This window comes from Marinovum sp., from assembly GCF_048263515.1.
Classification (GTDB): Bacteria; Pseudomonadota; Alphaproteobacteria; order Rhodobacterales; family Rhodobacteraceae; genus Marinovum.
In genome coordinates this window covers 120706-144198 of the sequence record NZ_JBLXEC010000002.1, presented here as the reverse complement: position 1 = coordinate 144198, position 23493 = coordinate 120706, and the positions used below count along the sequence as shown (strand labels likewise).

Annotated in this window: 23 protein-coding genes; 5 read left to right on the top strand and 18 right to left on the bottom strand. The window is 66.2% G+C overall.

The window, feature by feature from the left end; translation table 11 throughout:
• Positions 1-165: 165 nt before the first annotated feature.
• Entirely contained in the window at positions 166-1737 is a 1572-nt protein-coding gene (locus ACN0SE_RS03115; protein WP_417523020.1) for a 2-isopropylmalate synthase, read from the top strand.
• 412 nt (positions 1738-2149) lie between these two features.
• Here ACN0SE_RS03115 and ACN0SE_RS03110 read toward each other — a convergent pair whose 3' ends face one another.
• From ACN0SE_RS03110 to ACN0SE_RS03100, 3 genes are all read right to left on the bottom strand, one after another.
• A complete protein-coding gene (locus tag ACN0SE_RS03110; protein WP_417523019.1) occupies positions 2150-3415 on the bottom strand; it encodes an ABC transporter permease in 1266 nt (421 codons plus the stop codon).
• The gene (locus ACN0SE_RS03105; protein WP_417523018.1) at positions 3412-4218 is read right to left on the bottom strand and encodes a taurine ABC transporter ATP-binding protein; all 807 of its coding nucleotides are present in this window, start codon (positions 4216-4218) and stop codon (positions 3412-3414) included. The genes ACN0SE_RS03110 and ACN0SE_RS03105 overlap by 4 nt, the downstream gene beginning before the upstream one ends.
• 98 nt (positions 4219-4316) lie before the next feature.
• Positions 4317-5321 carry an ABC transporter substrate-binding protein gene (locus tag ACN0SE_RS03100; protein ID WP_417523017.1) on the bottom strand — a complete coding sequence of 335 codons (1005 nt, stop codon included), beginning with the start codon at positions 5319-5321 and terminating at the stop codon, positions 4317-4319.
• Between the two features lie 381 nt (positions 5322-5702).
• Here ACN0SE_RS03100 and ACN0SE_RS03095 point away from each other — a divergent pair, with 381 nt between their 5' ends.
• Both ACN0SE_RS03095 and ACN0SE_RS03090 read left to right on the top strand, forming a co-directional pair.
• Positions 5703-7097, top strand: coding sequence for an aspartate aminotransferase family protein (locus ACN0SE_RS03095; protein ID WP_417523016.1), 1395 nt, complete (start codon positions 5703-5705; stop codon positions 7095-7097).
• Positions 7098-7235: 138 nt separating this feature from the next.
• Positions 7236-8702 (top strand): PLP-dependent aminotransferase family protein, encoded by a 1467-nt coding sequence (locus tag ACN0SE_RS03090; RefSeq protein WP_417523015.1) that lies wholly within the window; start codon positions 7236-7238, stop codon positions 8700-8702.
• 60 nt (positions 8703-8762) lie between these two features.
• On the opposite strand, the gene ACN0SE_RS03085 is transcribed toward ACN0SE_RS03090, so the two are convergent.
• The 6 genes from ACN0SE_RS03085 to ACN0SE_RS03060 form a co-directional block, all read right to left on the bottom strand.
• Positions 8763-8999, bottom strand: coding sequence for a hypothetical protein (locus ACN0SE_RS03085; RefSeq protein ID WP_417523014.1), 237 nt, complete (start codon positions 8997-8999; stop codon positions 8763-8765).
• The gene (gene fmt, locus ACN0SE_RS03080) at positions 8999-9913 is read right to left on the bottom strand and encodes a methionyl-tRNA formyltransferase (RefSeq protein ID WP_417523013.1); all 915 of its coding nucleotides are present in this window, start codon (positions 9911-9913) and stop codon (positions 8999-9001) included. Before fmt ends, ACN0SE_RS03085 begins: the two co-directional genes overlap by 1 nt.
• A complete protein-coding gene (gene def / locus ACN0SE_RS03075; RefSeq protein WP_417523012.1) occupies positions 9910-10401 on the bottom strand; it encodes a peptide deformylase in 492 nt (163 codons plus the stop codon). Before def (ACN0SE_RS03075) ends, fmt begins: the two co-directional genes overlap by 4 nt.
• A gap of 85 nt (positions 10402-10486) precedes the next feature.
• The gene (gene def, locus ACN0SE_RS03070; protein ID WP_417523011.1) at positions 10487-11008 is read right to left on the bottom strand and encodes a peptide deformylase; all 522 of its coding nucleotides are present in this window, start codon (positions 11006-11008) and stop codon (positions 10487-10489) included.
• A gap of 40 nt (positions 11009-11048) precedes the next feature.
• Entirely contained in the window at positions 11049-12467 is a 1419-nt protein-coding gene (locus ACN0SE_RS03065; RefSeq protein ID WP_417523010.1) for an FAD-binding oxidoreductase, read from the bottom strand.
• A gap of 46 nt (positions 12468-12513) precedes the next feature.
• On the bottom strand, positions 12514-13344 hold the full coding sequence (locus ACN0SE_RS03060; RefSeq protein ID WP_417523009.1) for an MBL fold metallo-hydrolase: 831 nt from the start codon (positions 13342-13344) through the stop codon (positions 12514-12516).
• 162 nt (positions 13345-13506) lie between these two features.
• Here ACN0SE_RS03060 and ACN0SE_RS03055 point away from each other — a divergent pair, with 162 nt between their 5' ends.
• Positions 13507-13785 (top strand): DUF4242 domain-containing protein, encoded by a 279-nt coding sequence (locus tag ACN0SE_RS03055; protein ID WP_417523008.1) that lies wholly within the window; start codon positions 13507-13509, stop codon positions 13783-13785.
• A gap of 18 nt (positions 13786-13803) precedes the next feature.
• On the opposite strand, the gene ACN0SE_RS03050 is transcribed toward ACN0SE_RS03055, so the two are convergent.
• The 9 genes from ACN0SE_RS03050 to coxB form a co-directional block, all read right to left on the bottom strand.
• Positions 13804-14391 carry a GNAT family N-acetyltransferase gene (locus tag ACN0SE_RS03050; RefSeq protein ID WP_417523007.1) on the bottom strand — a complete coding sequence of 196 codons (588 nt, stop codon included), beginning with the start codon at positions 14389-14391 and terminating at the stop codon, positions 13804-13806.
• Complete coding sequence (locus tag ACN0SE_RS03045) at positions 14391-15653, bottom strand: M16 family metallopeptidase (RefSeq protein ID WP_417523006.1); 1263 nt, start codon at positions 15651-15653, stop codon at positions 14391-14393. The genes ACN0SE_RS03050 and ACN0SE_RS03045 overlap by 1 nt, the downstream gene beginning before the upstream one ends.
• Entirely contained in the window at positions 15650-17038 is a 1389-nt protein-coding gene (thrC, locus tag ACN0SE_RS03040) for a threonine synthase (RefSeq protein WP_417523005.1), read from the bottom strand. The genes ACN0SE_RS03045 and thrC overlap by 4 nt, the downstream gene beginning before the upstream one ends.
• Positions 17039-17041: 3 nt before the next feature.
• A complete protein-coding gene (locus ACN0SE_RS03035) occupies positions 17042-17719 on the bottom strand; it encodes an SURF1 family protein (RefSeq protein ID WP_417523004.1) in 678 nt (225 codons plus the stop codon).
• A gap of 642 nt (positions 17720-18361) precedes the next feature.
• Complete coding sequence (locus tag ACN0SE_RS03030; protein WP_417523003.1) at positions 18362-19168, bottom strand: cytochrome c oxidase subunit 3; 807 nt, start codon at positions 19166-19168, stop codon at positions 18362-18364.
• 27 nt (positions 19169-19195) lie between these two features.
• Positions 19196-19771, bottom strand: a complete 576-nt coding sequence (locus tag ACN0SE_RS03025) for a cytochrome c oxidase assembly protein (protein WP_417523002.1) — start codon at positions 19769-19771, stop codon at positions 19196-19198.
• Positions 19771-19935, bottom strand: coding sequence for a cytochrome C oxidase assembly protein (locus tag ACN0SE_RS03020; protein ID WP_417523001.1), 165 nt, complete (start codon positions 19933-19935; stop codon positions 19771-19773). The genes ACN0SE_RS03025 and ACN0SE_RS03020 overlap by 1 nt, the downstream gene beginning before the upstream one ends.
• Positions 19932-20885, bottom strand: a complete 954-nt coding sequence (gene cyoE / locus ACN0SE_RS03015; RefSeq protein ID WP_417523000.1) for a heme o synthase — start codon at positions 20883-20885, stop codon at positions 19932-19934. The genes ACN0SE_RS03020 and cyoE overlap by 4 nt, the downstream gene beginning before the upstream one ends.
• A gap of 83 nt (positions 20886-20968) precedes the next feature.
• Positions 20969-21832 (bottom strand): cytochrome c oxidase subunit II, encoded by an 864-nt coding sequence (coxB, locus tag ACN0SE_RS03010; protein WP_417522999.1) that lies wholly within the window; start codon positions 21830-21832, stop codon positions 20969-20971.
• A 196-nt stretch (positions 21833-22028) separates the two neighbouring features.
• Between coxB and tldD the strand changes: the two genes are divergently transcribed.
• Positions 22029-23450, top strand: a complete 1422-nt coding sequence (gene tldD / locus ACN0SE_RS03005) for a metalloprotease TldD (protein WP_417522998.1) — start codon at positions 22029-22031, stop codon at positions 23448-23450.
• The last annotated feature ends 43 nt before the right edge of the window (positions 23451-23493 follow it).

Sequence of the window (23493 nt, the reverse complement as noted above, 5' to 3'; positions counted from 1 at the left end):
TGTTGACCAATGGCCATATCCCGACCCTGTCCCGCGCCCCCGGCGCGGCGCTGGCGCTTGGCCTGCTTCTCCTAATCCGCCTCTGAGCGTGCCGTCAGGCGCGACCGCTCAGAGGAGGCTTGTTCGCGCCCGAACCCCGGAGAAGATTTTTCAAGAGACATCATCATGACCCACACAGACAAGAACCGCGTGTTGATCTTTGACACGACCCTTCGCGATGGCGAGCAGAGCCCCGGCGCGACCATGACCCATTCGGAAAAGCTCGAGATTGCCGAGCTGCTCGACGACATGGGCGTCGACATCATCGAAGCGGGCTTTCCGATTGCCTCGGAGGGTGATTTCCGCGCGGTGTCCGAGATTGCGCAACGCTCGAAGAACGCGGTGATCTGCGGGTTGGCGCGGGCGCAATTGCCGGACATCGACCGCTGTTACGAGGCGGTGAAGAACTCGGACCGGCCGCGCATTCACACCTTCATCGGCACCTCGCCGCTGCACCGCGCCATTCCGAACCTGACAATGGATGAGATGGCCGAGCGGATCGAGCAGACCGTGACCCATGCCCGCAACCTCTGTGACAACGTGCAATGGTCGCCGATGGATGCAACGCGGACCGAGTGGGATTACCTCTGCCGGGTGATCGAGATCGCCATCAAGAGCGGCGCCACCACGATCAACATCCCCGACACCGTGGGCTATACCGCCCCGCGCGAGAGCTCCGACCTGATCCGTCGGCTGATCGAGACGGTGCCGGGCGCCGACGAGGTGGTCTTTGCCACGCATTGCCACAATGACCTCGGCATGGCGACGGCGAACAGCCTCGCGGCAGTCGAAGCGGGCGCGCGGCAGATCGAATGCACGATCAACGGCCTTGGCGAACGCGCCGGCAACACCGCGCTGGAAGAGGTGGTCATGGCGATGAAGGTGCGCCACGACATCATGCCGTTTTCCACCGGCATCGACACCCGCAAGATCATGCATATCTCGCGCCGCGTCGCCACGGTCTCGGGCTTCAACGTGCAGTTCAACAAGGCCATCGTCGGCAAGAACGCCTTTGCGCATGAAAGCGGCATCCACCAGGACGGCATGCTGAAAAACGCCGAGACCTTCGAGATCATGCGCCCCGAGGACGTGGGCCTTTCCGGCACCTCGCTGCCGCTCGGCAAGCACTCGGGCCGCGCGGCGCTGCGCGCCAAGCTCAAGGAATTGGGCGTCGAGGTCGGTGACAACCAGCTCAAGGACATCTTCGTGCGCTTCAAGGAGCTGGCCGACCGCAAGAAGGAGGTCTTCGACGACGACATCCTCGCGCTGGTCTCGGCCACCACCGAAGGCGACGCCGACCAGTTGCAGCTGGTGAACCTCAAGGTGATCTGCGGCACCGGCGGCCCGGCGGAAGCGGCACTTGAGATGGAGATCGGCGGCAGCGAACACTCCGCCACCTGCCAGGGTGACGGGCCGGTCGATGCGGCCTTCAAGGCCGTGCGCGAGCTCCACCCCAACGAGGCACGGCTGCAGCTCTATCAGGTGCATGCGGTGACCGAAGGCACGGATGCCCAGGCCACGGTCTCGGTGCGGCTGGAAGAGGACGGGATGATCGCCACCGGGCAATCGGCGGATACCGATACGGTGGTGGCCTCGGTCAAAGCCTACATCCTGGCGCTCAACCGGCTGCTGGTGCGCCGCGAGAAGCTCGGGCCCGGGGCGGATGCGCGGGAGATCAGCTACAAGGAGCTTGGCTGAAGACCGGACGGGTGACGGGGTGAACCGGCCTGACTGGGCGGGCTTGGGCTCCTTGGCCTGAGGACAGGACTGGGGGGCCAGCCCCCCAGACCCCCCGAGGGTATTTTTAAACAGAAGAAGCAGGGGGGTGGGGCTTTTGAGCCCTGGCGGGGTTCAGGGTGTAGCCCTTCGAGATATTCGGGGGCGAGGGCGGGCGTATCGCGCACGACGCCGTACCGGACTTAATCCGGGACCTCGCCACAGTTGCGTCTCCAGGTCACGGCAGCGCGGCGTTGTTTGTCACGTGCAGCCTAGCGGAACGGGGTGTCCCCGCGCAGCGCCGTCCCGGGCTTGACCCGGGACCTCATGGTTTGTCGCCGAGGCCTCGGATCAGGTCCGGGGCAGCGGCGAGGCGAAGCGTCCTGCCGTCAGCTCACGACCGGCCTTTCCACGGCACCAGCACGCGCTCGGCCTTGCGCATCAGCATGTCGATGCCGAAACCGATCACGCCGATCAGGATGATGCCCATCAGCACGATGTCGGTCAGCTGGAACTTGGAGGCGACCATGATCATCATCCCGGCGCCCTTTTCGGCCGCGACCAGTTCGGCGGCCACCACCGTGCCCCAGCAGACCCCCATCGCCACCCGCGCGCCGGTGAAGATTTCCGGCAGCGAGTTGGGCACGATCACATGCCGCATGATCTGCGCCTTGGAGGCGCCCAGCGAATAGGCGGCGTGGACCTTGGTGATGTTCACCCCAGACACCCCCGAGCGCGCGGCGATCGCCATGATCCAGAGCGCCGCCAGGAACAGCAGGATGATCTTGCCGGTCTCGCCGATGCCGGCCCAGATGATCACCAGCGGGATCAGCGCCAGTGGCGGCACCGGGCGCATGAACTCGACGATCGGGTCGAACCAGCCGCGGAACCAGGCCGAGAGCCCCATGGCATAGCCCAGCGGGATGCCCACCAGCGCGCCGGCGACAAAGCCCACCACGACGCGGAACAGCGAATAGCCCAGATGCTCCCAGAGCGTGCTGCCGCGGTAGCCCTCGCTGGCGATCCCGCCCAGCCGCGCCACCACCGCTTCGGGCGGCGGCAGCCAGATCGGCTCCATCTGCCAGCCCTTGGAAGGCTCGAAGTTGAGTGTGCCCTTCTGGCTCATGCCGACCCGGCCAAAGCCTGTCTCGACCTCGCCCCCGGGGGCGATCTCCATGCCGTCGACCGCCACCACGCGGTGGCCCTCGTCGCGGCCTTTCTCGTCATTGGCGTCGACCCGCATCAAGCCGGAGCGCCAGGCGCCGATGGTATAGGCGTCGTTCTTGGCCCAGCCCTCGCCGGGCTCGACCTCGGGCACCTGCGCGTCTTCGCCCACCGGATGCACCAGCACGGTGATCGTGGCGTCGTCGCGGCTGCCGTCGTCGGCCTCGGCGGTATAGGTCATCGTCGCCACGCCCTCGAAGGGGCCCGGCGCATGCAGGAAGCCCGGCAGCAGCGACGATCCGGTGAAGGCGCCCCAGATCAGGAAGATCGTCAGCACCGAGATCACGCTGGCGATGCGGTTCGAGGTCACGGCGCTCTCGTCCCCGAAGGTCACCGTCTTGCGCGCGGCATAGCCCTTGGCGGTCTGGTCGACGATCAGCCGCACCAGAAAGAAGGAGCCCACGAAAATCGCGATGTAGATCAGCAGGATGGTCATGATGCGTCCTCGGTGCGGCCCATGATTTCCTCTTCCATGTCCCAGATCATGCCAAGGATCTCCTCGCGCCTCTCGGCGAATTCAGGGTGTTTCTTGACCTCGCGCAGGTCATGACCGACGCCGAGATCGGCAAAGGGCAGCCGGTACTCACGGTGAATGCGGCCGGGGCGCGGCGCCATGACCAGCAGACGTTCGCCCAGCAGCAGCGCCTCCTCGACCGAGTGGGTGATCAGGATGATGGTCTTGCCGGTCTCCTTCCAGAGCTTGAGCACCAGCGACTGCATCTTCTCGCGGGTCAGCGCATCAAGCGCGCCCAGCGGTTCGTCCATCAGGATCACGTCGGGGTCATTGGCGAGACACCGCGCCAGCGCCACCCGCTGCTGCATGCCGCCGGACAGCTCGTAGATCGCCTTTTCCTTGAAGTCCCTGAGACCGACGATATCAAGCAGGTGATCGACCTCGGCGCCGTAGTCCTTTTCGCCCTGCCCCTTCATCCGCGGCCCGAAGCTGACATTCTCGCGCACCGACATCCATTCAAACAGCGCGCCCTGCTGGAACACCATGCCGCGTTCGGCATCGGGGCCAGTGACCGCATGGCCGTTCAGCTCGATCCGCCCCGAGGTCGGCGCCAGAAAGCCCGCCACGATGTTGAGAAGTGTGGTCTTGCCGCAGCCCGAAGGCCCCAGCACCGACATCAGCTCGCCCTCGGCAAGGTCGAGCGACACGTCCTGAAGTGCCTGCACGTGACTGCCGTTCGGCAAGTCGAACCGCATCGACAGATTTTCTATCCTGAGTCCCGACATGGCCTGCCCTGTTGCCCCTGTTGGTGGGGCCGCCCCTCTGCCTGGAACGGCAGGGGACGGCCCGGTGTCAAAGCCTGAAAGCCTTCAGGCCTTGCGCATTACATGCCGTTGGCAGAGGACAGCGGCCCGGTGTTGACCGCGTCTTCGTAGCTGTCGAGCGCGGCATCGATCGAGCCGGCCTCGACAAAGACATCGGCCACGCCCTTCATGAACTCCTGCGCGCCGCCGCCGAGCCATTTCTCGCCCAGCTGTTCGTCGACCGGCGGGAAGATGAAGGTCGAGATCGTCGACTTGGTCGCCTCTTCGTCCATGCCGGCGTCCTTGGCGATCACAGGCAGCATCTTTTCGTGGTTGGTCTCATCCGCCCACATGGCATTGGCATCCGCCGTCACCTTGAGGAATTTCGCCACGGTGTCCGAGTTCTCGGCCACCCACGACGCAGGGCCGGAGGTCACGTCGAAGACCAGGATGCCCAGCTCTTCCTTCTCGGCGCCGGTCAGCAGCGAATTGCCGTGCTCGAGCATCCGGCGGAGCGATCCGCCCCAGCCGCAGGCCATGTCGACCGAGCCCTGTGCCAGCGCAGCCGCGCCATCCGGCGGCGCCATGTCGACCACGTCGAGCGAGCCGACGTCGACGCCGAAGTGGCCCATCTGCTTGAGGAAGCCGTAGTGGGCGGCGGTGCCCAGCGGCACGGCAACCTTCTTGCCGGCCAGTTCGCCGGCGCTTGCCTTGTCGATCTCGAGCTCTTCGCGCACCACGCAGTTGTCATTCTCGGAATAGCTCACCGCCACGTCGAGGATCTGCAGGTCCTGCCCCGCCGAGGTCGCCACCACGAAGGGCGGCACGCCCTGGCTGACCGACAGCTGCACGTCGCCCGAGGCCATCGCCGCCGACATCGCCGTGCCGGTGTCGAAGCTGACCCAGTTGACCGGCATGCCCAGCGCCTCGTCATACATGCCTTCGACCTTGGCGTATTGGAACGGCATCGGCCATTCGAGGAAGTAGCCCACCGTGATGCCGCCGCTGTGGCTGGCGGCAAAGCCCGCCTGCGCCGAGGCCAGCAGTGCCGCGGCCGCAACCGTCCCCATAACCCGTCGTGTCATTTTCATATGTTCAGCTCCCGTGTTGGTCCCGCCCGTTTCGGGCTTGTGTTCGCCGGTTGTCCGGCCACGCCGCGGGTTGACCCGGGCGTTGTATCAATCCGAGCGGAAAACCCCGCGCCGATCAACGAAAAACTTTGCGCGCCGAAAGAACCGCGTCATCACCGAATGACCGGCTTGGCGGTATTTTCTTGCCAATTCAGCGCCTTGCCCGTGGGGCACCTGCATCTGGTGCCAAAGGCGTTATCTCTGGACTTAAAGTCTGACCCAATGTGGACCTATCCTTGACCGCCATTCGCCGCTTTTTTTGACAGAGACGACAGCCCGCCCTCAGCGGGCCTGTTGCCGCGTAGTTTCCGAACCCCCAAAACTGAAGGTGACGCCATGGATGGCACTCTGAGCGCAAATGATATCAGCCGTGTTGTCGAGGCCGACAAGGCGCATATCTGGCACCATCTGACCCAGCACAAACCCTTCGAGACCTCCGATCCGCGGGTCATCATCGAGGGCAAGGGCATGCACGTCTGGGACCAGCACGGCACCCGCCTGCTCGACGCGGTGTCGGGCGGTGTCTGGACGGTGAACGTCGGCTACGGCCGCGAACGCATCGCCAACGCCGTGCGCGACCAGCTCTTGAAGCTGAACTATTTCGCCGGTTCCGCCGGCTCGGTACCGGGATCGCAGTTCGCCGAGGCGCTGCTCGACAAGATGCCGGGCATGAGCCGGGTTTATTACTGCAACTCCGGGTCCGAGGCCAACGAGAAGGCCTTCAAGATGATCCGCCAGATCGCGCACAAGCGCTACGGCGGCAAGAAGCACAAGATCCTCTACCGCGACCGCGATTACCACGGCACCACGATCTCCTGCCTCTCGGCCGGCGGTCAGGACGAGCGCGGCGCGCAATACGGGCCCTACACCCCGGGCTTTGTCCGGGTGCCGCATTGCCTCGAATACCGCCGCCACCAGCAAGAGGGCGCGCCCGAGGAGAACTACGGCGAATGGGCCGCCGAGCAGATCGAAAAGATCATCCTGGCCGAGGGTCCGGACACCGTCGGCGGCCTCTGCCTCGAGCCGGTGACCGCCGGCGGCGGCGTCATCACCCCGCCCGAGGGCTACTGGCAGAAGGTCCAGGAGATCTGCGACAAGTACGACATCCTGCTGCACATCGACGAGGTGGTCTGTGGTCTGGGCCGCACCGGCGAATGGTTCGGCTATCAGCACTACGGCATCCAGCCCGACATGGTGACCATGGCCAAGGGCGTGGCCTCTGGCTATGCCGCGATTGCCTGTCTGGTGACCACCGAGGCGGTGTTCGACCAGTTCAAGTCCGACGCTTCGGACCCGATGGATTACTTCCGCGACATCTCGACCTTCGGCGGCTGCACCGCCGGCCCGGCGGCAGCGCTGGAGAACATGGCGATCATCGAGGAAGAGGGCCTGCTGGCCAACACCCGCGCCATGGGCGAGCACATGTTCGCGGCGCTGTCGGAGCTGGCCGAGCGGCACCCGGTGATCGGCCAGGTGCGCGGCAAGGGTCTGTTCCTCGGGGCCGAGCTGGTCACCGACCGCGAGACCCGCGACCCGATGCCCGAAGCGCGCGTCGGCGCGGTGGTGGCTGATTGCGCCCGTCAGGGCGTGATCATCGGGGCCACCAACCGCTCGGTGCCGGGCTACAACAACACGCTCTGCTTCAGCCCCGCGCTGATCGCCAGCAAGGACAACATCGACGAGATCGTCAGCGCCGTCGATGGCGCGCTGGGGCGGGTCTTCTCCGCCTGACGCGGAACGCACAGGTGACGGCAAAGGGGGCTTCGGCCCCCTTTGCTGCATCTGGAGCAGTGTAAAGCGACTTTGGCCCGGCAGTCGCGCCGATAAGTCCAGATTGCACCCGCCATAAAGCCAGCGTACGCTCGCGCCATGGCCGTTCCCGTCGAAGCCTTCTTCCTTGATCCCCATGCCCAGGGCACGCTGCAGGTGCGCATCCAGCAGATGATCGCCCAGAGCATCCTGTCGGGCCGCATCCGGCATGGCGAAAAGCTGCCCTCGACCCGCAAGCTGGCGCATCACCTCGGCGTCAGCCGGATCACCGTGACGCTGGCCTATACCGAGCTGGTGGCCAATGACTATCTCGCGGCGCGCGGCCGGTCGGGTTATTTCGTCTCGGACAACGCCCCTGCCCCGCCGCCGGTCTTTGCCGATGCCGCGCCGGCGGGCAACCGGGTGGATTGGTCACGGGCGCTTGGGCAGCGGTTTGCCCAGACCTCCGAGGTGACCAAGCCGCTGGACTGGAACCGCTACAAGTACCCCTTTGTCTACGGCCAGGCCGATGCGAGCCTCTTCGATCACGCCAACTGGCGGCTCTGTGCCTTGCGCGCGCTCGGCGGGGCGGATTTCCATGCGCTGACCTCGGATTACTACGATCAGGACGACCCCGAGCTCATTGCCTTCATCGCGCGCCACACCCTGCCCCGCCGCGGCATCCAGGCCCGGCCGCAGGAGATCCTCGTCACCCTCGGGGCGCAGAACGCGCTCTGGCTGGCGGTGCAGGTGCTGCTGACGCGGAGCCGCGTCGCGGCCTTCGAGAACCCCGGCTACCCGGCGCTGCGCGACATGCTGCTGCAGGCCCGCTGCCGGTTGGCGCCGGTGGAAATCGACGCCGACGGGCTCCCGCCCGATGCGCTGCCGGACGCTGCCGACGTGATCTTTGTCACGCCCAGCCACCAGGCGCCGACCTCGGCCACCATGCCGATCGCCCGCCGGCGCGCCCTGCTCGACAAGGCCCGGGCGCTGGATGCGCTGATCGTCGAGGATGACTACGAGTTCGAGATGGCCTATCCGGCGGCGCCGCAACCGGCGCTGAAATCGCTCGACCGCGAGGGCCGGGTGATCTACGTCGGCTCCTTCTCGAAATCGCTGTTTCCGGGCCTGCGGCTCGGTTACCTGGTGGGCGACGAGGCCTTCATCCGCGAGGTCCGCAGCCTCCGCGCCAGCGTGCTGCGCCATCCGCCGGGCCATGTGCAGCGCACCACCGCGCATTTCCTGGCGTTGGGGCACTACGATGCGCTGATGCGCCGCCAGGCCCGCGCGCTGCACGACCGGCGCGAGACGATGGAGGCGGCGATCAAATCCGAAGGGCTGGAAATTGCCGGTCTGCCGGGCGTTGGCGGCTCGTCCTTCTGGATGCGCGCGCCCGAGGGGATGGACACGATCCGGCTGTTCGAACGGTTGCAGGCGCTCTCGGTGCTGATCGAGCCGGGGCACAACTTCTTTGCCGGCGAAGACGTGCCGCGCAACTACTACCGCTTGGGCTATTCCTCGATCCCGAAGTCGAAGATCGCCGAGGGCATGGCGATCCTCGCGCAGGCGCTGCGCGACGAAACCTGAGCTTACCCTCGGGTAAGGTATTGATTTTACGTTAAACTTTATGAATGCGGCGGTAAGGGTCTAGCGCCACCAATGGGTCGGCACGATGATCAGCGCGCCGATCGACGAGACGATGGCGTTGAGACCGGGAGAGGCAAACCCCAGCCCGAACATGATCCGCACGAAGTAGAACAGAAAGGCGCCGCCGACGCAGATGATGATGCTCTGCAGGTAGCCGTTGTGGGTAAAGCCCGACTTTTCGGATACATAGCCCACGATGCCGGCAATCACCACGGTGCCGATCAGAACCGGAAACATCAGCTTTCCCCCAGGATAAGCCCGCGCGGCAGTGACATGCCGCGCAGAAAGGTCTCGGCATCCTGCGCCGCCTTGCCCGCCCGTTGCAAGCTCAAGAGCCGCACGGCGCCGTCACCGCAGGCGACGGTGATCCGGTCGTCGAGCAGCGTGCCGGGGGTGCCCTGTCCCGCGGCCAGTTCCGACATCAAGAGCTTGATGCGGGTGCCTTCAGCTGTGGTCCAGGCGCCGGGAAAGGGCGAAAGGCCGCGGATCTGCCGGTCGATCTCTTCCGCCGGGCGGGTCCAGTCGATGGCGGCCTCGGCCTTGTCGATCTTGCTGGCATAGGTCACGCCCTCGTCGGGCTGCGGCTCTGGCGTGAGGTCTCCGAGCCGGTCCAGCGCCTCAACAATCAGCCGCGCGCCCATGGCGCTCAGCCGGTCATGCAGGATGGCGGTGGTGTCCCGGGCCGTGATCTCCGTTGCCTCGCGCAGCAGCACCGGGCCGGTGTCGAGACCGGCCTCCATCTGCATGATGCAGACGCCGGTTTCGGCGTCACCGGCCATGATTGCCCGGTGGATCGGTGCCGCCCCGCGCCAGCGCGGCAGGAGCGAGGCGTGGATGTTGAGGCAGCCGTGTTTCGGCGCATCGAGCACCGCTTGCGGCAGGATCAGCCCGTAGGCCACCACAACCGCCACATCGGCGTTCAGGGCGGCAAACTCGGCCTGCGCCTCGGCACCTTTCAGCGACACCGGGTGGCGCACCACGAGGCCCAGCGCCTCGGCGCGGGCATGGACCGGCGTCGGACGGTCCTTCTTGCCGCGACCGGCGGGGCGCGGCGGCTGGCAATAGACGGCGGCGATCTCGTAACCTGCGTCGACCAGCGCGTCGAGCACCGGAACCGAGAAATCCGGCGTGCCCATGAAGATCACTCTCATGACAGTTTCCTCGCGCGGCGCAGCAGCATGTCGCGTTTGACCTTGCTCAGCCGGTCGAAATACATCCGGCCGTTCAGGTGATCGATCTGGTGTTGCACCGAGGTGGCCCAGAGGCTGACGAAGTCGCGCTCTTCGATCTCGCCATGTTCGTTCTGGAAGCGGACGGTCACCGCGCGCGGGCGTTTGACCTTGGCCGAGACGCCGGGCAGGTTCGGGCTGGCCTCTTCGTGTTCGCGCAGCTGCACCGAGGCGTGCAGCACCTCGGGGTTGGCCATGCGCACGACGCGGCCGCGCTCTTCCGAGGCATCGACCACGGCAAGGCGCACCATCTCGCCCAGCTGCGGGGCGGCGAGGCCGACGCCGGGCATCGCCTCCATCACCTCGATCATCTGTTCCCAGAGGATACGGTGGGCATCGGTGAGCTCGGTCACCGGCTGGGCGGGGGTACGCAGGCGCTTGTCGGGCCAGGGGATCACTGTGCGGGTCATGGCGGTGGGGTAAGCCAGCGCGCGGATTGCCGCAAGGGGGATGGTGGGGGTGTTGTGCCGGGCCGCGACCCGGCCCTTGCGCCGGTCAGGCGGTGCGCGACATCTCGCGCTTCATCTTGATCATCTTGCGGGTGATGATCTGGCGCTTGAGCGGCTTGAGGTAGTCGATGAAGAGCTTGCCGTCCAGGTGGTCGATCTCGTGCTGCACGCAGGTCGCCCAGAGCCCGTCCATGTCCTGCTCCTGCAGGTTGCCGTCGCGGTCGAGCCAGCGCACGCGCACCTCGGCCGGGCGGGTGACCTCGGCGAACTGCTCGGGGATCGACAGGCAGCCTTCCTCGTAGGTGTTGAGGTCGTCGGAGCTGTCGATGATCTCGGGATTGAACATCACCACCGGTTTCGGCGGCTGGGTGTCGTCCTTTTCGCAATCCATCACGATCAGCCGGTCGAGCACGCCGATCTGCGGCGCGGCGAGGCCGATGCCGGGAGCGGCATACATGGTTTCCAGCATGTCGTCGGCCAGCGCGCGCAGATCGTCCGAAAGATCGGCGACAGGCGTGCAGAGCTTCTTGAGCCGCGGGTCGGGGTGGATGAGAATGGGCCGTTTCATGCGGGTGATCTAAGCGAGCTTTGGCAAAAGCGCAACGGGGCTAGCGGCGAAGAACCGCGCCCGGGTTCATGATGCCGTTGGGATCGAGCGCGGCCTTGATCGCGCGCATGGCAGAGAGCTTGACCGGATCGCCGTAGCGCTCGAGATCGCTCACCTTGAGCCGGCCGATGCCATGCTCGGCACTGAAAGAGCCGCCCATTTCGACGCAGAGCCCGTGCACCGCGTTCTGGATGGCATCGCGCGCACCGGCGTAGTCGGACTTGCTGCGGCCGGGGGCCGGGAAGACGTTATAATGCAGGTTGCCGTCGCCCAGATGCCCGAAGCAGTTGATGCGGATGTCGGGGAAGTCGGCCAGCGCCGCGGGGGCGCGTTCGATGAAGTCGGGCACCTGCCCCAACGGCAGGGCGATGTCATGCGAGGAGATCGCGCCTATCATCCGGTTGGCGGTGGGAATTTCCTCGCGCACCGCCCAGAGACCGGCGCGCTGCGCCTCGCTCTGGGCGATCACCCCGTCGCTGGCCAGACCCTCTTCCAGCGCCCCGGCAAAGATCGCCTCGAGCGCTGTCATCGGGTCTTGACCGGCGCTCATCCCCAGTTCGATCAGCACCGACCAGGCGGGGCGCTCGGCAAAGGGCTGGCGGACCTGCGGCAGCTTCTCGGCAAGGAAGTCGAGCCCGGTGCGGCCGATCAGTTCGAAGGCCGAGACCGTCTCGCCGGCGATGTCGCGGGCAATGGCCAGCAGCCTGAGCGCGGCGGCGGGGCTCTCGACCACCAGCATTGCGGTGCCGGTGGCGGCGGGCCGCGGCGAGAGCCTGAGACTGGCGGCGGTGATCACGCCGAGGCTGCCCTCGGCGCCCATCAGCAGGTGCTTGAGGTCATAGCCGGTGTTGTCCTTGTAGAGCCGCCCGAGGCCGTTCCAGATGCGCCCGTCGGGCAGCACCGCCTCGAGCCCGAGGCAGAGCGCGCGGGCATTGCCATAACGCAGCACGTTGACGCCGCCGGCATTGGTCGACAGGCAGCCGCCAATCCGGGCGCTGCCTTCGGAGGCCAGCGACAGCGGGAACAGACGGTCGGCCTCGGCCGCGGCGGTCTGGATGTCGGCGAGGATGGCACCGGCTTCGGCCACCAGCACGTTCTCCTCGGCATGGACCGCGCGGATGGCCGTCATCCGCTCGAGCGAGAGGATCAGCGCCGGCGGGCCTTCGGGCTGCACCTGCCCGCCCACCAGCCCGGTGCCGCCGCCGTAGGGCAGCACGCCGACGCGGGCGACGTTGCAGGCGGCGAGGATGCGCGACACGTCGCCCGCCGTGCGCGGCAGGGCGACAAAGCCCGCCTGCCCCTGCCAATGGCCGCGCGGCTCCTCGAGGTGGCGCGGCTCGGCGGGACGCAGGGTGCCCTCTGGCAGGTCTTGCGCAAGGCGCGCGGCAAAATCGGCATCCGCCGGGATCAGATCGGTCATCGAAGGTCTCCTTGGCCCCGGTCTTACGACACTCTTGCGGCGACTGCTATTCGTCGTCGCGCAGCCAGGCCGGGCGCAGGATCACCACGGTCGGACGCGAAGGCAAGGTGGCGAGGCTGACCTCGATCTCGGAGGTGCCGGGGCGGAGGATCTCGAAGTCGTCGGCCATGCCCGAGGCGAAGTATTCGACGCCGTAATCGGAAAACCAGTGCATCGGGATGACGATCGAGGATTTCAGCCGCTTGAGGATGCGGATCATCGTGCCGAGATCGACGGTCATGCCGCCATCGACCGGCGCCATCACCACATCGAGCCGTCCCAGCGCGGCATATTGCCGATCATCCGGCTCGTGGTGCAGGTGGCCGAGATGACCGATGCAGAGGCCCTCGACCTCGAAGACGAAGATCGAATTGCCCTTGGGCTCGATCCCCGCCGCGCCGGAGCGGATGTCGGTCGAGACATTGCGCACCACCATTTCGCCAAGGTCGAGGTAGTGCTCGATGCCGGCACCGAAGGGCTCGCCCCAGCCGCGCAGGGCATGGGGGATCGCGGGATCGGGGGCGTGGGTGAAATGCGAGCTGTGGGCGTGGTTCATCGTCACCACGTCGGGGATCATGCGGGTGGTGCCGATGAAGCCGGTGAAATCGGTGACGGCATTGAGCCCGCCGGCGGTGCGGATCAGAAAGGCCGCATGCTGGATGTAGCGGATGCGCACGGTGTAATCGGGCAGTGGCGCCTGCCAGGAGGCCTTGTGCACATAGCTGATGCCGGGCGCGGCATCGGCGATGGCAATGCAATGCGAGGGGCGACGCTCCTGCGCGGTGGCGGCGGTGGATAGGATAACCAGTGCCGCAAACGCGGCGAACACCCTGAACATGGGACACCTCCTGAGGCTGTGGCCCATCCTAGCCCCGGCGTGGCCGCGAAACGAAGTCAAAAATCGGGTGGCGCCCCCGGCGCTGTCCGGAAATGGCGGTAGGCGTCGCCCCCTGCCTCACTTATGTTCGACCATCGGCCCATTTTCACATGAGGTAGACAGATGAAGAAGTTCATTATCGAACGCGAGATCCCCGGTATCGGCGGCATGAGCGGCGACGAGCTCTGCGGCGCGTCGCAGACGTCGAACGCCGCGCTGGCCAAGCTGGCGCCGCGGGTGCAATGGCAGCATTCCTATGTCGCCAATGACAAGTCCTTCTGCGTCTATCTGGCCGAGGATGAAAAGGCGGTGAAGGACCATGCCGAGCTGAGCGGCTTTCCCGCCAACACCATCACCGAGGTGCGGACGGTGATCGATCCGACCACGGGAAATCCCGCCTGAAACCGGGCCGCGCCGGGCCTAGAGCCCGGCGTCGGACTTGCCGCGCCGGTCGATGCGCAGCGCGGCATAAAGCACGTGGGTGCGCCAGCGGCCGTTGATCTGCAGGTAGCTCTGCGCCACGCCTTCGTATTTGAAGCCGGCGCTTTCCAGCAGGCCGCGAGAGGCCTGGTTCTCCGGCAGGCAGGCGGCCTCGATCCGGCTCAGGTCCATCTTGGTGAAGGCATGGTGCACCAGCGCGAGGATCGCCTCGCGCATGTAGCCGTGGCGGGCATAAGGCGCGCCGATCCAGTACCCCAGCGTGCCGGCCTGCGCCGGGCCGCGGCGGATATTGTCGAGGGTGATCGCGCCCAAGAGCGCCTGATCTTCGCGCCGCACCAGAAACAGCGGCATGGCGGTGCCGTTGGTGATGGCGCGCTGCGACCAGTAGACCCGGTTGGTAAAGCTCTTGCGGCTCAGGTGATCCGACGACCAGGTCGGCTCCCACCGTGTCAGGAAATCACGCGAGCTGTCGCGCAGCGACGACCAGTCACGGAAATCCGAATGCAGCGGTGCGCGCAGGGTAAGACGCGTGGTCTCGAGCCGTATCCTGCGACGGACCAGAAGCATCAGGCGGCGCGCCGCGCGTTCAGCCCCGCGAGATCCGGGGCGGCCTCGACCGGACCGTAAAGCGCCATGGCGACCGGCGCCGAGGCGGCCAGATGGCCGCCGAATTCGCGCACCCCGGCCACGGTGACGGCATCGATCCGGCCGATGGTCTCGGCCAGCGAGGGCACGCGGCCCCAGATCTGCACCATGCGGGCCAGCCGCTCGGCGCGGCTCGACGGGCTTTCCAGCCCCATCAGCAGACCGGCCTTCATCTGCGCCCTGGCGCGGGCGACCTCGGCCTCGGTCATGTCGTCGGCGGCGCGCTTCATCTCGTCGATGGTCAGTCCCACGAGATCCGAGATCTGCTCGGCCGAGGTGCCGGCGTAGATCGTCATCATCCCGGTGTCGGCATAGGCGCCGGCCTGGGCAAAGATCGTGTAGCAGAGACCGCGGTTCTCGCGGATCTCCTGAAACAGCCGCGAGGACATGCCGCCGCCAAGCGCCACGGAATGGACCTGGGCGGTGTAGATGCCTTCGTCGCGGTAGCCGGGGCTTTCCAGCGCCAGGGCGAAATGCGCCTGCTCCAGCGACTTGACGGTGCGGCTCTCGCCGCCGCCGAAGCGCGCCGGGCTGTCGGCCTCGGCCTTGCGCGAGGGCAGATGGCCGAACAGCTCTTCGGCCTGACGCACCAGCGCCGCGTGATCGACCGCACCGGCGGCCGAGAGGATCATCTGGTCGGGCCCGTAGTGCTCGGTGACAAACCGCGCGAGGTCTTCGCGGGAGAAGGATTGCACCCGCTCGGGCGGGCCGAGGATGGTGCGTCCCAGCGCCTGACCGGGATAGGAGGCCTCTTGCAGCCAGTCGAAGATCACGTCGTCGGGGGTGTCGTTGGCCTGACCGATTTCCTGCAGGATGACGCCACGCTCGACCTCGATCTCCTTGGGGTCGAACACCGGGTTAAGCAGGATGTCGGCCACCACGTCCACCGCCAGCGGCACATCGGCCTTGAGCACGCGGGCGTAATAGGCAGTCACCTCACGCGAGGTATAGGCGTTGATGTAGCCGCCCACGTCCTCGATCGCCTCGGCGATCTGCAAGGCGCTGCGCCGGTTGGTGCCCTTGAAGGCCATATGCTCGAGGAAATGCGCGATGCCGTTCTGGTCTTCGCGCTCGGCGCGACCGCCGGCCCCGACCCAGATGCCGACCGAGGCCGATTCCAGCCCCGGCATGTGTTCCGTGACCACGCGGAGCCCGTTGGCGAGCGTATGCAATTCTACCGTCAAGAGGCGATCTTCTCCCGGATGTGGGTTTCGAGGGCGTCGAGGTCGTTCGGCACTCGGGTCACCCGTTCCGGACGCTCATACAGATCCGCCATGCGTTGGGGAAGCCCCGGCCGCACACCTGACGCTTTTTCAACCGCGTCGGGGAATTTCGCCGGATGGGCGGTGGCCAGCGTGATCATCGGGGTGGCGGGATCGCGTTGCTCCTCGGCCACCTTCACGCCGACGGCGGAATGCGGGCAGAGCAGTTCGCCCATGCTCGCGCGCGCCTGCTGAATGGTGGCCAGGGTCTCGTCTTCGCTGGCACGGCCGCTGTCGAAATGCTCGCGCAGACGCTCGAGCGCGCCCTGGCTGACGGTGAACCCGCCCTGCCCCAGTTCCTCCATCAACAGGCCGATGGCATTGCCGTCGCGGTCATAGGCGTCGAACAGCGCCCGCTCGAAGTTCGAGCTGACCTCGATGTCCATCGAGGGCGAGATCGAGGCATGGACCGAATCCTTGGCATAGGCGCCGGTCGAGAGGCAGCGGTGCAGGATGTCGTTCTGGTTGGTGGCGATCACCAGCCGGTCGATCGGCAGGCCCATGCGCTTGGCGATATAGCCGGCGAAGACATCGCCGAAGTTGCCGGTGGGCACGGTGAACGACACCTTGCGATGCGGCGCGCCGAGCGAGACGGCGGAGGAGAAGTAGTAGACCACCTGCGCCAGCACCCGCGCCCAGTTGATCGAGTTGACCCCCGCAAGGCGGACCTCGTCGCGGAAGTCGAAATGGTTGAACATGTCCTTGAGCCGGGCCTGACAATCGTCGAAATTGCCGTTCACCGCGAGCGCATGGACATTGGCCTCTGACGGCGTGGTCATCTGCCGGCGCTGCACCTCGGACACCCGGCCATGCGGGAAGAGGATGAAGACATCGACGGCATCGAGCCCGCGGAACGCCTCGATCGCGGCCGAGCCGGTGTCGCCCGAGGTGGCGCCGACGATGGTCACCCGCTCGCCGCGGCGCTTGAGCGCATCCTCGAACAGCTGGCCGATCAGCTGCATCGCGAAGTCCTTGAAGGCCAGGGTCGGCCCGTGGAACAGCTCGAGCAGGAAGTGGTTGGGGGCCAGCTGTACCAGCGGCGCCCGGGCGCCATGGCCGAAACCGGCATAGGCGCGCGCGATGATGTCGCCGAAGCTCTCGTCGGTGAAGCTGTCGCCGACGAAGGGGCGCATCACCCGAAAGGCGGTTTCCTCGTAGCTGAGGCCCGCCAGCGCGGCGATGTCTTCCTGGCTCATCTGCGGGATGGTGGCCGGGACATAGAGGCCGCCGTCACGGGCGAGACCGCTGAGCATCGCCTCTTCGAAGGAAAGTTCCGGGGCGCGGCCCCGTGTCGAGATGTATTTCATCGCTCAAGCGTCCTTGGTCTGGCGTGCGCGGAAGATGTAGAACCCGGTCATCCCCAGCCAGATCGCGGCGAGGGAGAACCAGGTGATGGCGTAATTCAGGTGATCGTTCGGAATCGCCGAACTGTCGACCGGCAGCGGGGTGAGGCCGGGGGCCGGCGGGTCTTCGCTGCGGACGATGACCAGCAGCGGCTCGGTCTTGAGCGCCCTGGCCATGTCGGCGACGTCGCGGGCGAACCAGATGTTGCCGGTCACGTCGTTATCCGGGGTCGAGGAGGTGCGGTCGTCGGGCCAGTGGATGTTGCCGGTGATCTCGGTCGCGCCGATGCGCCGTTGGGCGTCGCGGGCCTCGGTCGGGATGAAGCCGCGGTCGACCAGGATATGCCGGCCGTCGTCGGTCACGAAGGGCGCGATGACGCGGTAGCCGGCGCCGGATTGCTTGCGGGACACCAGAACGAAGAGCTCGTCCAAGCCGAACTGGCCGGTGAGGGACACCGGGGCATAGGTGTCGCTGGCGATATCGGGCACCTCGGGCAGCGGGATCGGGTCGGCGGCGATGCGGCTGTCGATGGCGGCGAGGATGTCCTGCTTCCAGGCCAGCCGCTGCACCTGCCAGAGCCCGAGCGCGACCAGAACGGCCGCGCCGGCCAGACCGATGATCAAGGCAAAGAGGATGCGCCGCATGTGGCCTCGTTGAATGAAGGGGCGCGCCCGGAGGCTCCGCACGCGCGCGCCCCGTGTTTTCCATGGTTCCGGCGGGTTATGCAACCGCAAAGCAGGGTGGGGTTCGTGGAAGGGGGAGGCGCGCATCGGCAGGTCGAGATGTGGGTGCCGAGCCGCGGATCGTCGGGCCGCGGTGCGGCGAACCTGCGGTAGGTCGGCAGCGCTTTATCTCAGCCAAGTCCGGAAAGATCAGAGCGATGCGCCTGTGTTAGCCAAATCGCCGTGCCGGGGGGCGGCCCGTCATGCCGAAGGCATGCCTCTGGCATGACGCGCGGCGGCCTTTGGCCGCTGTTAACGCGCTGGTGACAAAAGCCGGACGGTGGTGCCGAGCCGTGCATCGTCGGGCCGCGGTGCGGCGATCCGGAGGTTGTTCGGAAGTGCTTTATCTCCGCCAGGTCCGAGGAAGATCGGATCGGCGCGCTTGTGGCAGACAAATCGCCGTGCCGGAGAGGCGGCCCGTCATGCCGAAGGCATGCCTCTGGCATGATGCGCGGCGGCTTGCAGCCGCTGTTAACGCGCTGGGGGAAGAGACCTACCGGAGCCCCCCAAACAGAAAACGCCCACCAAGTGGCGGGCGTTTCCGAACTCAACCAGTCAGAGGCCTCAGCCGCCCCAGATGTAGACCGCGGCGAAGAGGAAGAGCCAGACCACGTCGACGAAGTGCCAGTACCAGGCCGCCGCCTCGAAGCCGATGTGCTTCTCGGGGGTGAAGTGACCCCGCATCAGCCGCAGCAGGCAGACGAAGAGGAAGATCGTCCCGATGATCACGTGCGCGCCGTGGAAACCGGTCGCCATGAAGAAGTTGGCGCCGTAGATGTTGCCGGAGAAGCCGAAAGCCGCGTGGCTGTACTCGTAAGCCTGGAAGATCGTGAAGATCACACCCAGAACGATGGCGATGATCAGGCCCCACTTGGTGTCTTCGCGGTTGTTCTCGTGCACCAGGGCGTGGTGCGCCCAGGTGGCGGCAGCGCCCGAGCAGAGCAGGATCAGCGTGTTGATCAGCGGCAGGTGGAAAGGATCGAAGGTCTCGATGCCCGCCGGCGGCCAGACGCCCTCGACCGCGGGGCTGTAGCCGTTCGGATCCATCGGGTAGAGCGCGTGCTTGAAGAAGCTCCAGAACCAGGCGGCAAAGAACATCACTTCCGACATGATGAACAGGATGAAGCCGTATTTCAGGCCGATCCGTACCACCGGTGTGTGATCGCCGACGCGGCTCTCGGCCACGACCTCGGACCACCAGCCGAACATGACGTAGAGCACGCCGACAAAGCCGATCAGGAACATCCAGGGACCGTTGTCGTGGAACCAGAGCACCGCGCCGAACAGCATGATGAACCCGGAAACCGACCCAAGCAACGGCCAGATCGAGGGGCTCAGAATGTGATAATCGTGGTTTTTAACATGGGCCATTGTCGTGTCTTCCCTCGTGCAAAAGGCTCAGTTCGTGTGGGTATCTGCCGGCGCCGCCTCTGCCTGGGCGGTCTCCGGCATGTCGATCTCGTAGAAGGTATAGGACAGCGTGATATGCTTTGTGTACTTCGCATCGCGGTCTTCGACAATCTCGGGATCGACGTAGAAGGTCACCGGCATTTCCACCCGCTCGCCCGGCATCAGCACCTGTTCGGTGAAGCAGAAGCAGTCGATCTTGGTGAAGAACGCGCCGGCGTCATAGGGCGCGACGTTGTAGCTGGCCTGCCCGGCAATCGGACGGTCGGTCGGGTTGTAGGCCTCGTAGAAGGCGAGGCCGGTCTCGCCGATGCGGATCGTCATCTCGGACTGCAGCGCGCGGAATTCCCAGGCCATGTTGCGGTCGAGCGAGGCATCGAAGCGGACCTTGATGGTCTTGTCGAGGATCACGTCGCTGCCCGCGGTGGCGGTCTGGGTGACACCGCCAAAGCCGGTCACCCGGCAGAACCAGTCGTAGAACGGCACCGAGGCCCAGGCCAGCGCGCCCATCACCACGACGACCGAGACGGTCTGCAGAACGGTTTTGGTCGGACCCGAAAGCGCCATCACTGCGTCTCCACGGATGTGGCCGAGTCGCGGAAGCCCTGGCTGGTGACCTTGACGTAGGTCAGGCCGAAGATGATCGCGATCAGCGCCGCCAGCACCAGGCCGACACCGAGGTTTCGGCCCTTGCGGCGCTGGTGCAGTTCATGTTCGGGTTGAAAGCTCACAGCAGACCTCCGAGCGACAGGGCAAAGCCCGCGCGGTCGAGCCCGGCCTCGACGAGGATCGCGCCGAAATGGGCAAAGAGATAGACCAGCGACAGCTTGAAGAAGCTCCGCTCGACGGCGAAATTGTCGGCCTCGGCATCGTCTTCATTGCGGCGCCAGATGCGGATCGCCCCCTTGATGAAGAGCGCGTTGAGCACCAGTGCCACCACCAGGTAGAACGCGCCCCCTGCCCCGGTAAAGGCGATGGCCACGGCCAGCGCCGCCAGCAGCAGGGTATAGGCCAGAATGTGCACGCGGGTCGCCTTGCGGCCGTGGGTCACGGTCAGCATCGGCACGCCGGCATTGTCGTAATCGCCGCGCATGAAGAGCGCCAGCGCCCAGAAGTGCGGCGGCGTCCACATGAAGGTCAGGCAGAACATCAGCACCGACTCGACCGAGATGCCACCGGTCGCGGCGGCCCAGCCGATCATCGGGGGGAAGGCGCCGGCGGCACCACCGATGACGATGTTCTGCGGCGTCCAGCGCTTGAGCCACATGGTGTAGATCACCACGTAGAAGAAGATCGTGAAGGCCAGCAGACCGGCGGCGACCCAGTTAGTCGCAAGCCCGAGTAGCACCACGGCAAAGCCCGAAAGCGCCAGGCCGATGGCCAGCGCCTCTTCGGGCGTGACCTTGCCGGCGGGGATCGGCCGGCGGGCGGTGCGCTTCATCACCGCGTCGATATCGGCGTCCCACCACATGTTGAGCGCGCCGGAGGCGCCGCCGCCCACCGCGATGAAGAGCACGGCGCAGAAGCCGACAAAGGGATGCACCGCCACCGGCGCGGCCAGCAGGCCGACAAAGGCGGTGAACACCACCAGCGTCATGACGCGCGGCTTCAGCAGGGCGAAATAATCGCCGAACTGGGCTTCGCTGTCGCGGCTGGCGCTATGGAGGCTGGCGTCGGTCATATCGGTCTCCGGTGTGGTGGGCAGCAGCTGCCCACCCTACGGGGCGGGGTGTAGGGTGGGCAGTGACTGCCCACCTTGGGGCATTACTTGGCCAGGGCCACGTCGTAGGGCTGCGGCAGGCCGGCGTATTCCTCGACCGCACCGGCGAGCCAGGCTTCATAGGCCTCTTCGCTCACCACCTTGACGGTGATCGGCATGTAGGCGTGGTCCTTGCCGCAAAGCTCGGAGCACTGGCCGAAGTAGACGCCTTCACGGTCGGCATTGAACCAGAGTTCGGCGATCCGGCCGGGCACGCCGTCCTGTTTCACGCCGAAGGCCGGGATGGTCCAGGAGTGGATCACGTCGGCACCGGTGACCTGCATCACCACGGTCTTGCCCACGGGCACGACAACGGCGGTGTCGGTGGCCAGCAGGTAGAGATCGTCGCTGTAGCCGGCATCGGCCAGACCGTCGCGGCCCAGCATGAAGCTGTCGAAGGCAACGACGCCCGGCTCGACACCTTCGATGCCGGCGTCGACATATTCATAGCCCCAGTACCACTGGTAGCCGGTCGCCTTGATGACAATGTCACCTTCCGGGATTTCCTGCTGCTTGAACAGCACCGGCAGCGAGAAGGCGCCGATCAGCACCAGGATGGCGATCGGGCCGATGGTCCATGCCACCTCGATCGGGGTGTTGTGGGTAAAGGTCCTGGGGGTCGGGTTTGCCTTGCGGTTGAAGCGGGCAAAGCAATAGACCATCAGGCCGGCGACGAAGATGCAGATGATGGTGATGATCACCAGCAGCATGCCGTCGAGCCATTGCAGATCGCGCGCCAGCTCGGTGGCTGCCGGCTGAAAGCCGACCCCGTTCGGCACCGGCTTGCCGATGACCTCGAGGTCCTGCGCCATGACAGGCGCCGCGGCGAGCGAGGCCGCAAGGCCGGTGAGCAGAGATTTAAGTTGCATCATATACACCCTGGTCGGTTCATGCTGTTCGTCTTCGGGGGGCGGACGCGAAAAATTCGCGCATACGAATCCGTTGCCGCGCCGCCCATTGTAACGCAGGCGTTTAAAATCATATTCTGTGAACGAGATAAAGCGCCACGCCCGCGTCAAAGGGCCGCTTTTTTTGATTTGGATCAAACTTCCCGAGGCACATCCCATGGCAGAGACCGCGTTTCGCCCGTTTCAGACATCGCTCGACAAGGATCGGGCGCTGGCGCTCGTGCAGGAGGCCACGGCCGGGGCCGACGACGGCGAGCTGTTTCTCGAACGGCGCCGGTCCGAGGTGCTGCATTTCGACGATGGCCGCGTGAAAACAGCCAGTTACGATGCGTCGGAGGGGTTTGGCCTGCGCGCCGTGCGCGGCGAGGTGGCGGGCTATGCCCATGCCACCGAGATCAGCGAGCCGGCCCTGAAACGCGCGGTCGAGACCGCCCGTCTGGCGGTGGGCGACGGTGGCGGCGTCATGGCGCCCGGCCCCAAGCCCACCAATCGCAGGCTTTATACCGATGCCGATCCGATCACCGGGGCGGAATTTCCGGTCAAGATCGAGACCCTGCGCGAGATCGACGCCTTCTCGCGCGATCTCGATGCCCGGGTGGTGCAGGTCTCGGCCACCATCATGGCCTCGTTCCAGGAGGTCGAGATCCTGCGGCCCGATGGTCTGCATGTCACCGATGTGCGGCCGATGACCCGGGTCAATGTCTCGGTGATCGTCGAACAGAACGGCCGGCGCGAAAGCGGCGTGGCCGGTGGCGGCGGGCGCGTGGGCCTTGACGGTCTGCTCGATCCCGCCGACTGGCAGGCCAAGGCGCGCGAGGCGCTGCGCATTGCGCTGGTCAACCTCGAGGCCGAGCCGGCGCCGGCCGGCGTGATGGACATCGTGCTTGGCCCCGGCTGGCCCGGCATCCTGCTGCACGAGGCGATCGGCCACGGGCTGGAGGGCGATTTCAACCGCAAGGGCTCGTCCGCCTTTGCCGGACTGATGGGCAAGCAGGTGGCGGCGAAGGGCGTGACCGTGCTGGATGACGGCACCCTGCCGGACCGGCGCGGCTCGCTCTCGGTCGATGACGAGGGCACGCCCTCGGGGCGCAACGTGCTGATCGAGGACGGCATCCTGACCGGCTTCATGCAGGACCGTCAGAACGCCCGGTTGATGGGCGTCGATCCCACCGGCAACGGCCGCCGCGAGAGCTTTCAGCACATCCCGATGCCGCGGATGACCAATACCTACATGCTGGGCGGCGATGCCGAGCCGTCGGATATCGTGGCGGGGCTCGAGGATGGCATCTGGGCGGTGGGCTTCGGCGGCGGTCAGGTCGACATCACCAACGGCAAGTTCGTGTTTTCCTGCACCGAGGCCTACCGGGTCAGGAACGGCAAGGTCGGGGCCCCGGTCAAGGGCGCGACGCTGATCGGCGATGGCCCCTCGGCGTTGATGCGCATCCAGGCGTTGGGCAATGACATGGCGCTTGATCCCGGCATGGGCAATTGCGGCAAGGCCGGTCAATGGGTGCCGGTGGGCGTGGGTCAGCCGACGGTGCGGATCGGCGGTCTGACCGTGGGCGGCGCCGCGGCCTGAGGCTTCGGGGCCTGCCGGGACACCGGCGGGCCCCTCGAAACCG

Coding starts and splice junctions, on each gene's coding strand:
- ACN0SE_RS03105 (WP_417523018.1), bottom strand. CDS start 4,218: ATGTCGGGACTCAGGATAGAAAATCTGTCGATGCGGTTCGACTTGCCG.
- thrC (WP_417523005.1), bottom strand. CDS start 17,038: ATGAAATACATCTCGACACGGGGCCGCGCCCCGGAACTTTCCTTCGAA.
- ACN0SE_RS03065 (WP_417523010.1), bottom strand. CDS start 12,467: ATGACCGATCTGATCCCGGCGGATGCCGATTTTGCCGCGCGCCTTGCG.
- ACN0SE_RS03110 (WP_417523019.1), bottom strand. CDS start 3,415: ATGACCATCCTGCTGATCTACATCGCGATTTTCGTGGGCTCCTTCTTT.
- ACN0SE_RS03100 (WP_417523017.1), bottom strand. CDS start 5,321: ATGACACGACGGGTTATGGGGACGGTTGCGGCCGCGGCACTGCTGGCC.
- def (WP_417523012.1), bottom strand. CDS start 10,401: ATGACCCGCACAGTGATCCCCTGGCCCGACAAGCGCCTGCGTACCCCC.
- ACN0SE_RS03035 (WP_417523004.1), bottom strand. CDS start 17,719: ATGCGGCGCATCCTCTTTGCCTTGATCATCGGTCTGGCCGGCGCGGCC.
- ACN0SE_RS03095 (WP_417523016.1), top strand. CDS start 5,703: ATGGATGGCACTCTGAGCGCAAATGATATCAGCCGTGTTGTCGAGGCC.
- ACN0SE_RS03085 (WP_417523014.1), bottom strand. CDS start 8,999: ATGTTTCCGGTTCTGATCGGCACCGTGGTGATTGCCGGCATCGTGGGC.
- ACN0SE_RS03055 (WP_417523008.1), top strand. CDS start 13,507: ATGAAGAAGTTCATTATCGAACGCGAGATCCCCGGTATCGGCGGCATG.
- ACN0SE_RS03060 (WP_417523009.1), bottom strand. CDS start 13,344: ATGTTCAGGGTGTTCGCCGCGTTTGCGGCACTGGTTATCCTATCCACC.
- fmt (WP_417523013.1), bottom strand. CDS start 9,913: ATGAGAGTGATCTTCATGGGCACGCCGGATTTCTCGGTTCCGGTGCTC.
- ACN0SE_RS03090 (WP_417523015.1), top strand. CDS start 7,236: ATGGCCGTTCCCGTCGAAGCCTTCTTCCTTGATCCCCATGCCCAGGGC.
- ACN0SE_RS03025 (WP_417523002.1), bottom strand. CDS start 19,771: ATGGCGCTTTCGGGTCCGACCAAAACCGTTCTGCAGACCGTCTCGGTC.
- cyoE (WP_417523000.1), bottom strand. CDS start 20,885: ATGACCGACGCCAGCCTCCATAGCGCCAGCCGCGACAGCGAAGCCCAG.
- ACN0SE_RS03050 (WP_417523007.1), bottom strand. CDS start 14,391: ATGCTTCTGGTCCGTCGCAGGATACGGCTCGAGACCACGCGTCTTACC.
- ACN0SE_RS03030 (WP_417523003.1), bottom strand. CDS start 19,168: ATGGCCCATGTTAAAAACCACGATTATCACATTCTGAGCCCCTCGATC.
- ACN0SE_RS03115 (WP_417523020.1), top strand. CDS start 166: ATGACCCACACAGACAAGAACCGCGTGTTGATCTTTGACACGACCCTT.
- def (WP_417523011.1), bottom strand. CDS start 11,008: ATGAAACGGCCCATTCTCATCCACCCCGACCCGCGGCTCAAGAAGCTC.
- coxB (WP_417522999.1), bottom strand. CDS start 21,832: ATGCAACTTAAATCTCTGCTCACCGGCCTTGCGGCCTCGCTCGCCGCG.
- tldD (WP_417522998.1), top strand. CDS start 22,029: ATGGCAGAGACCGCGTTTCGCCCGTTTCAGACATCGCTCGACAAGGAT.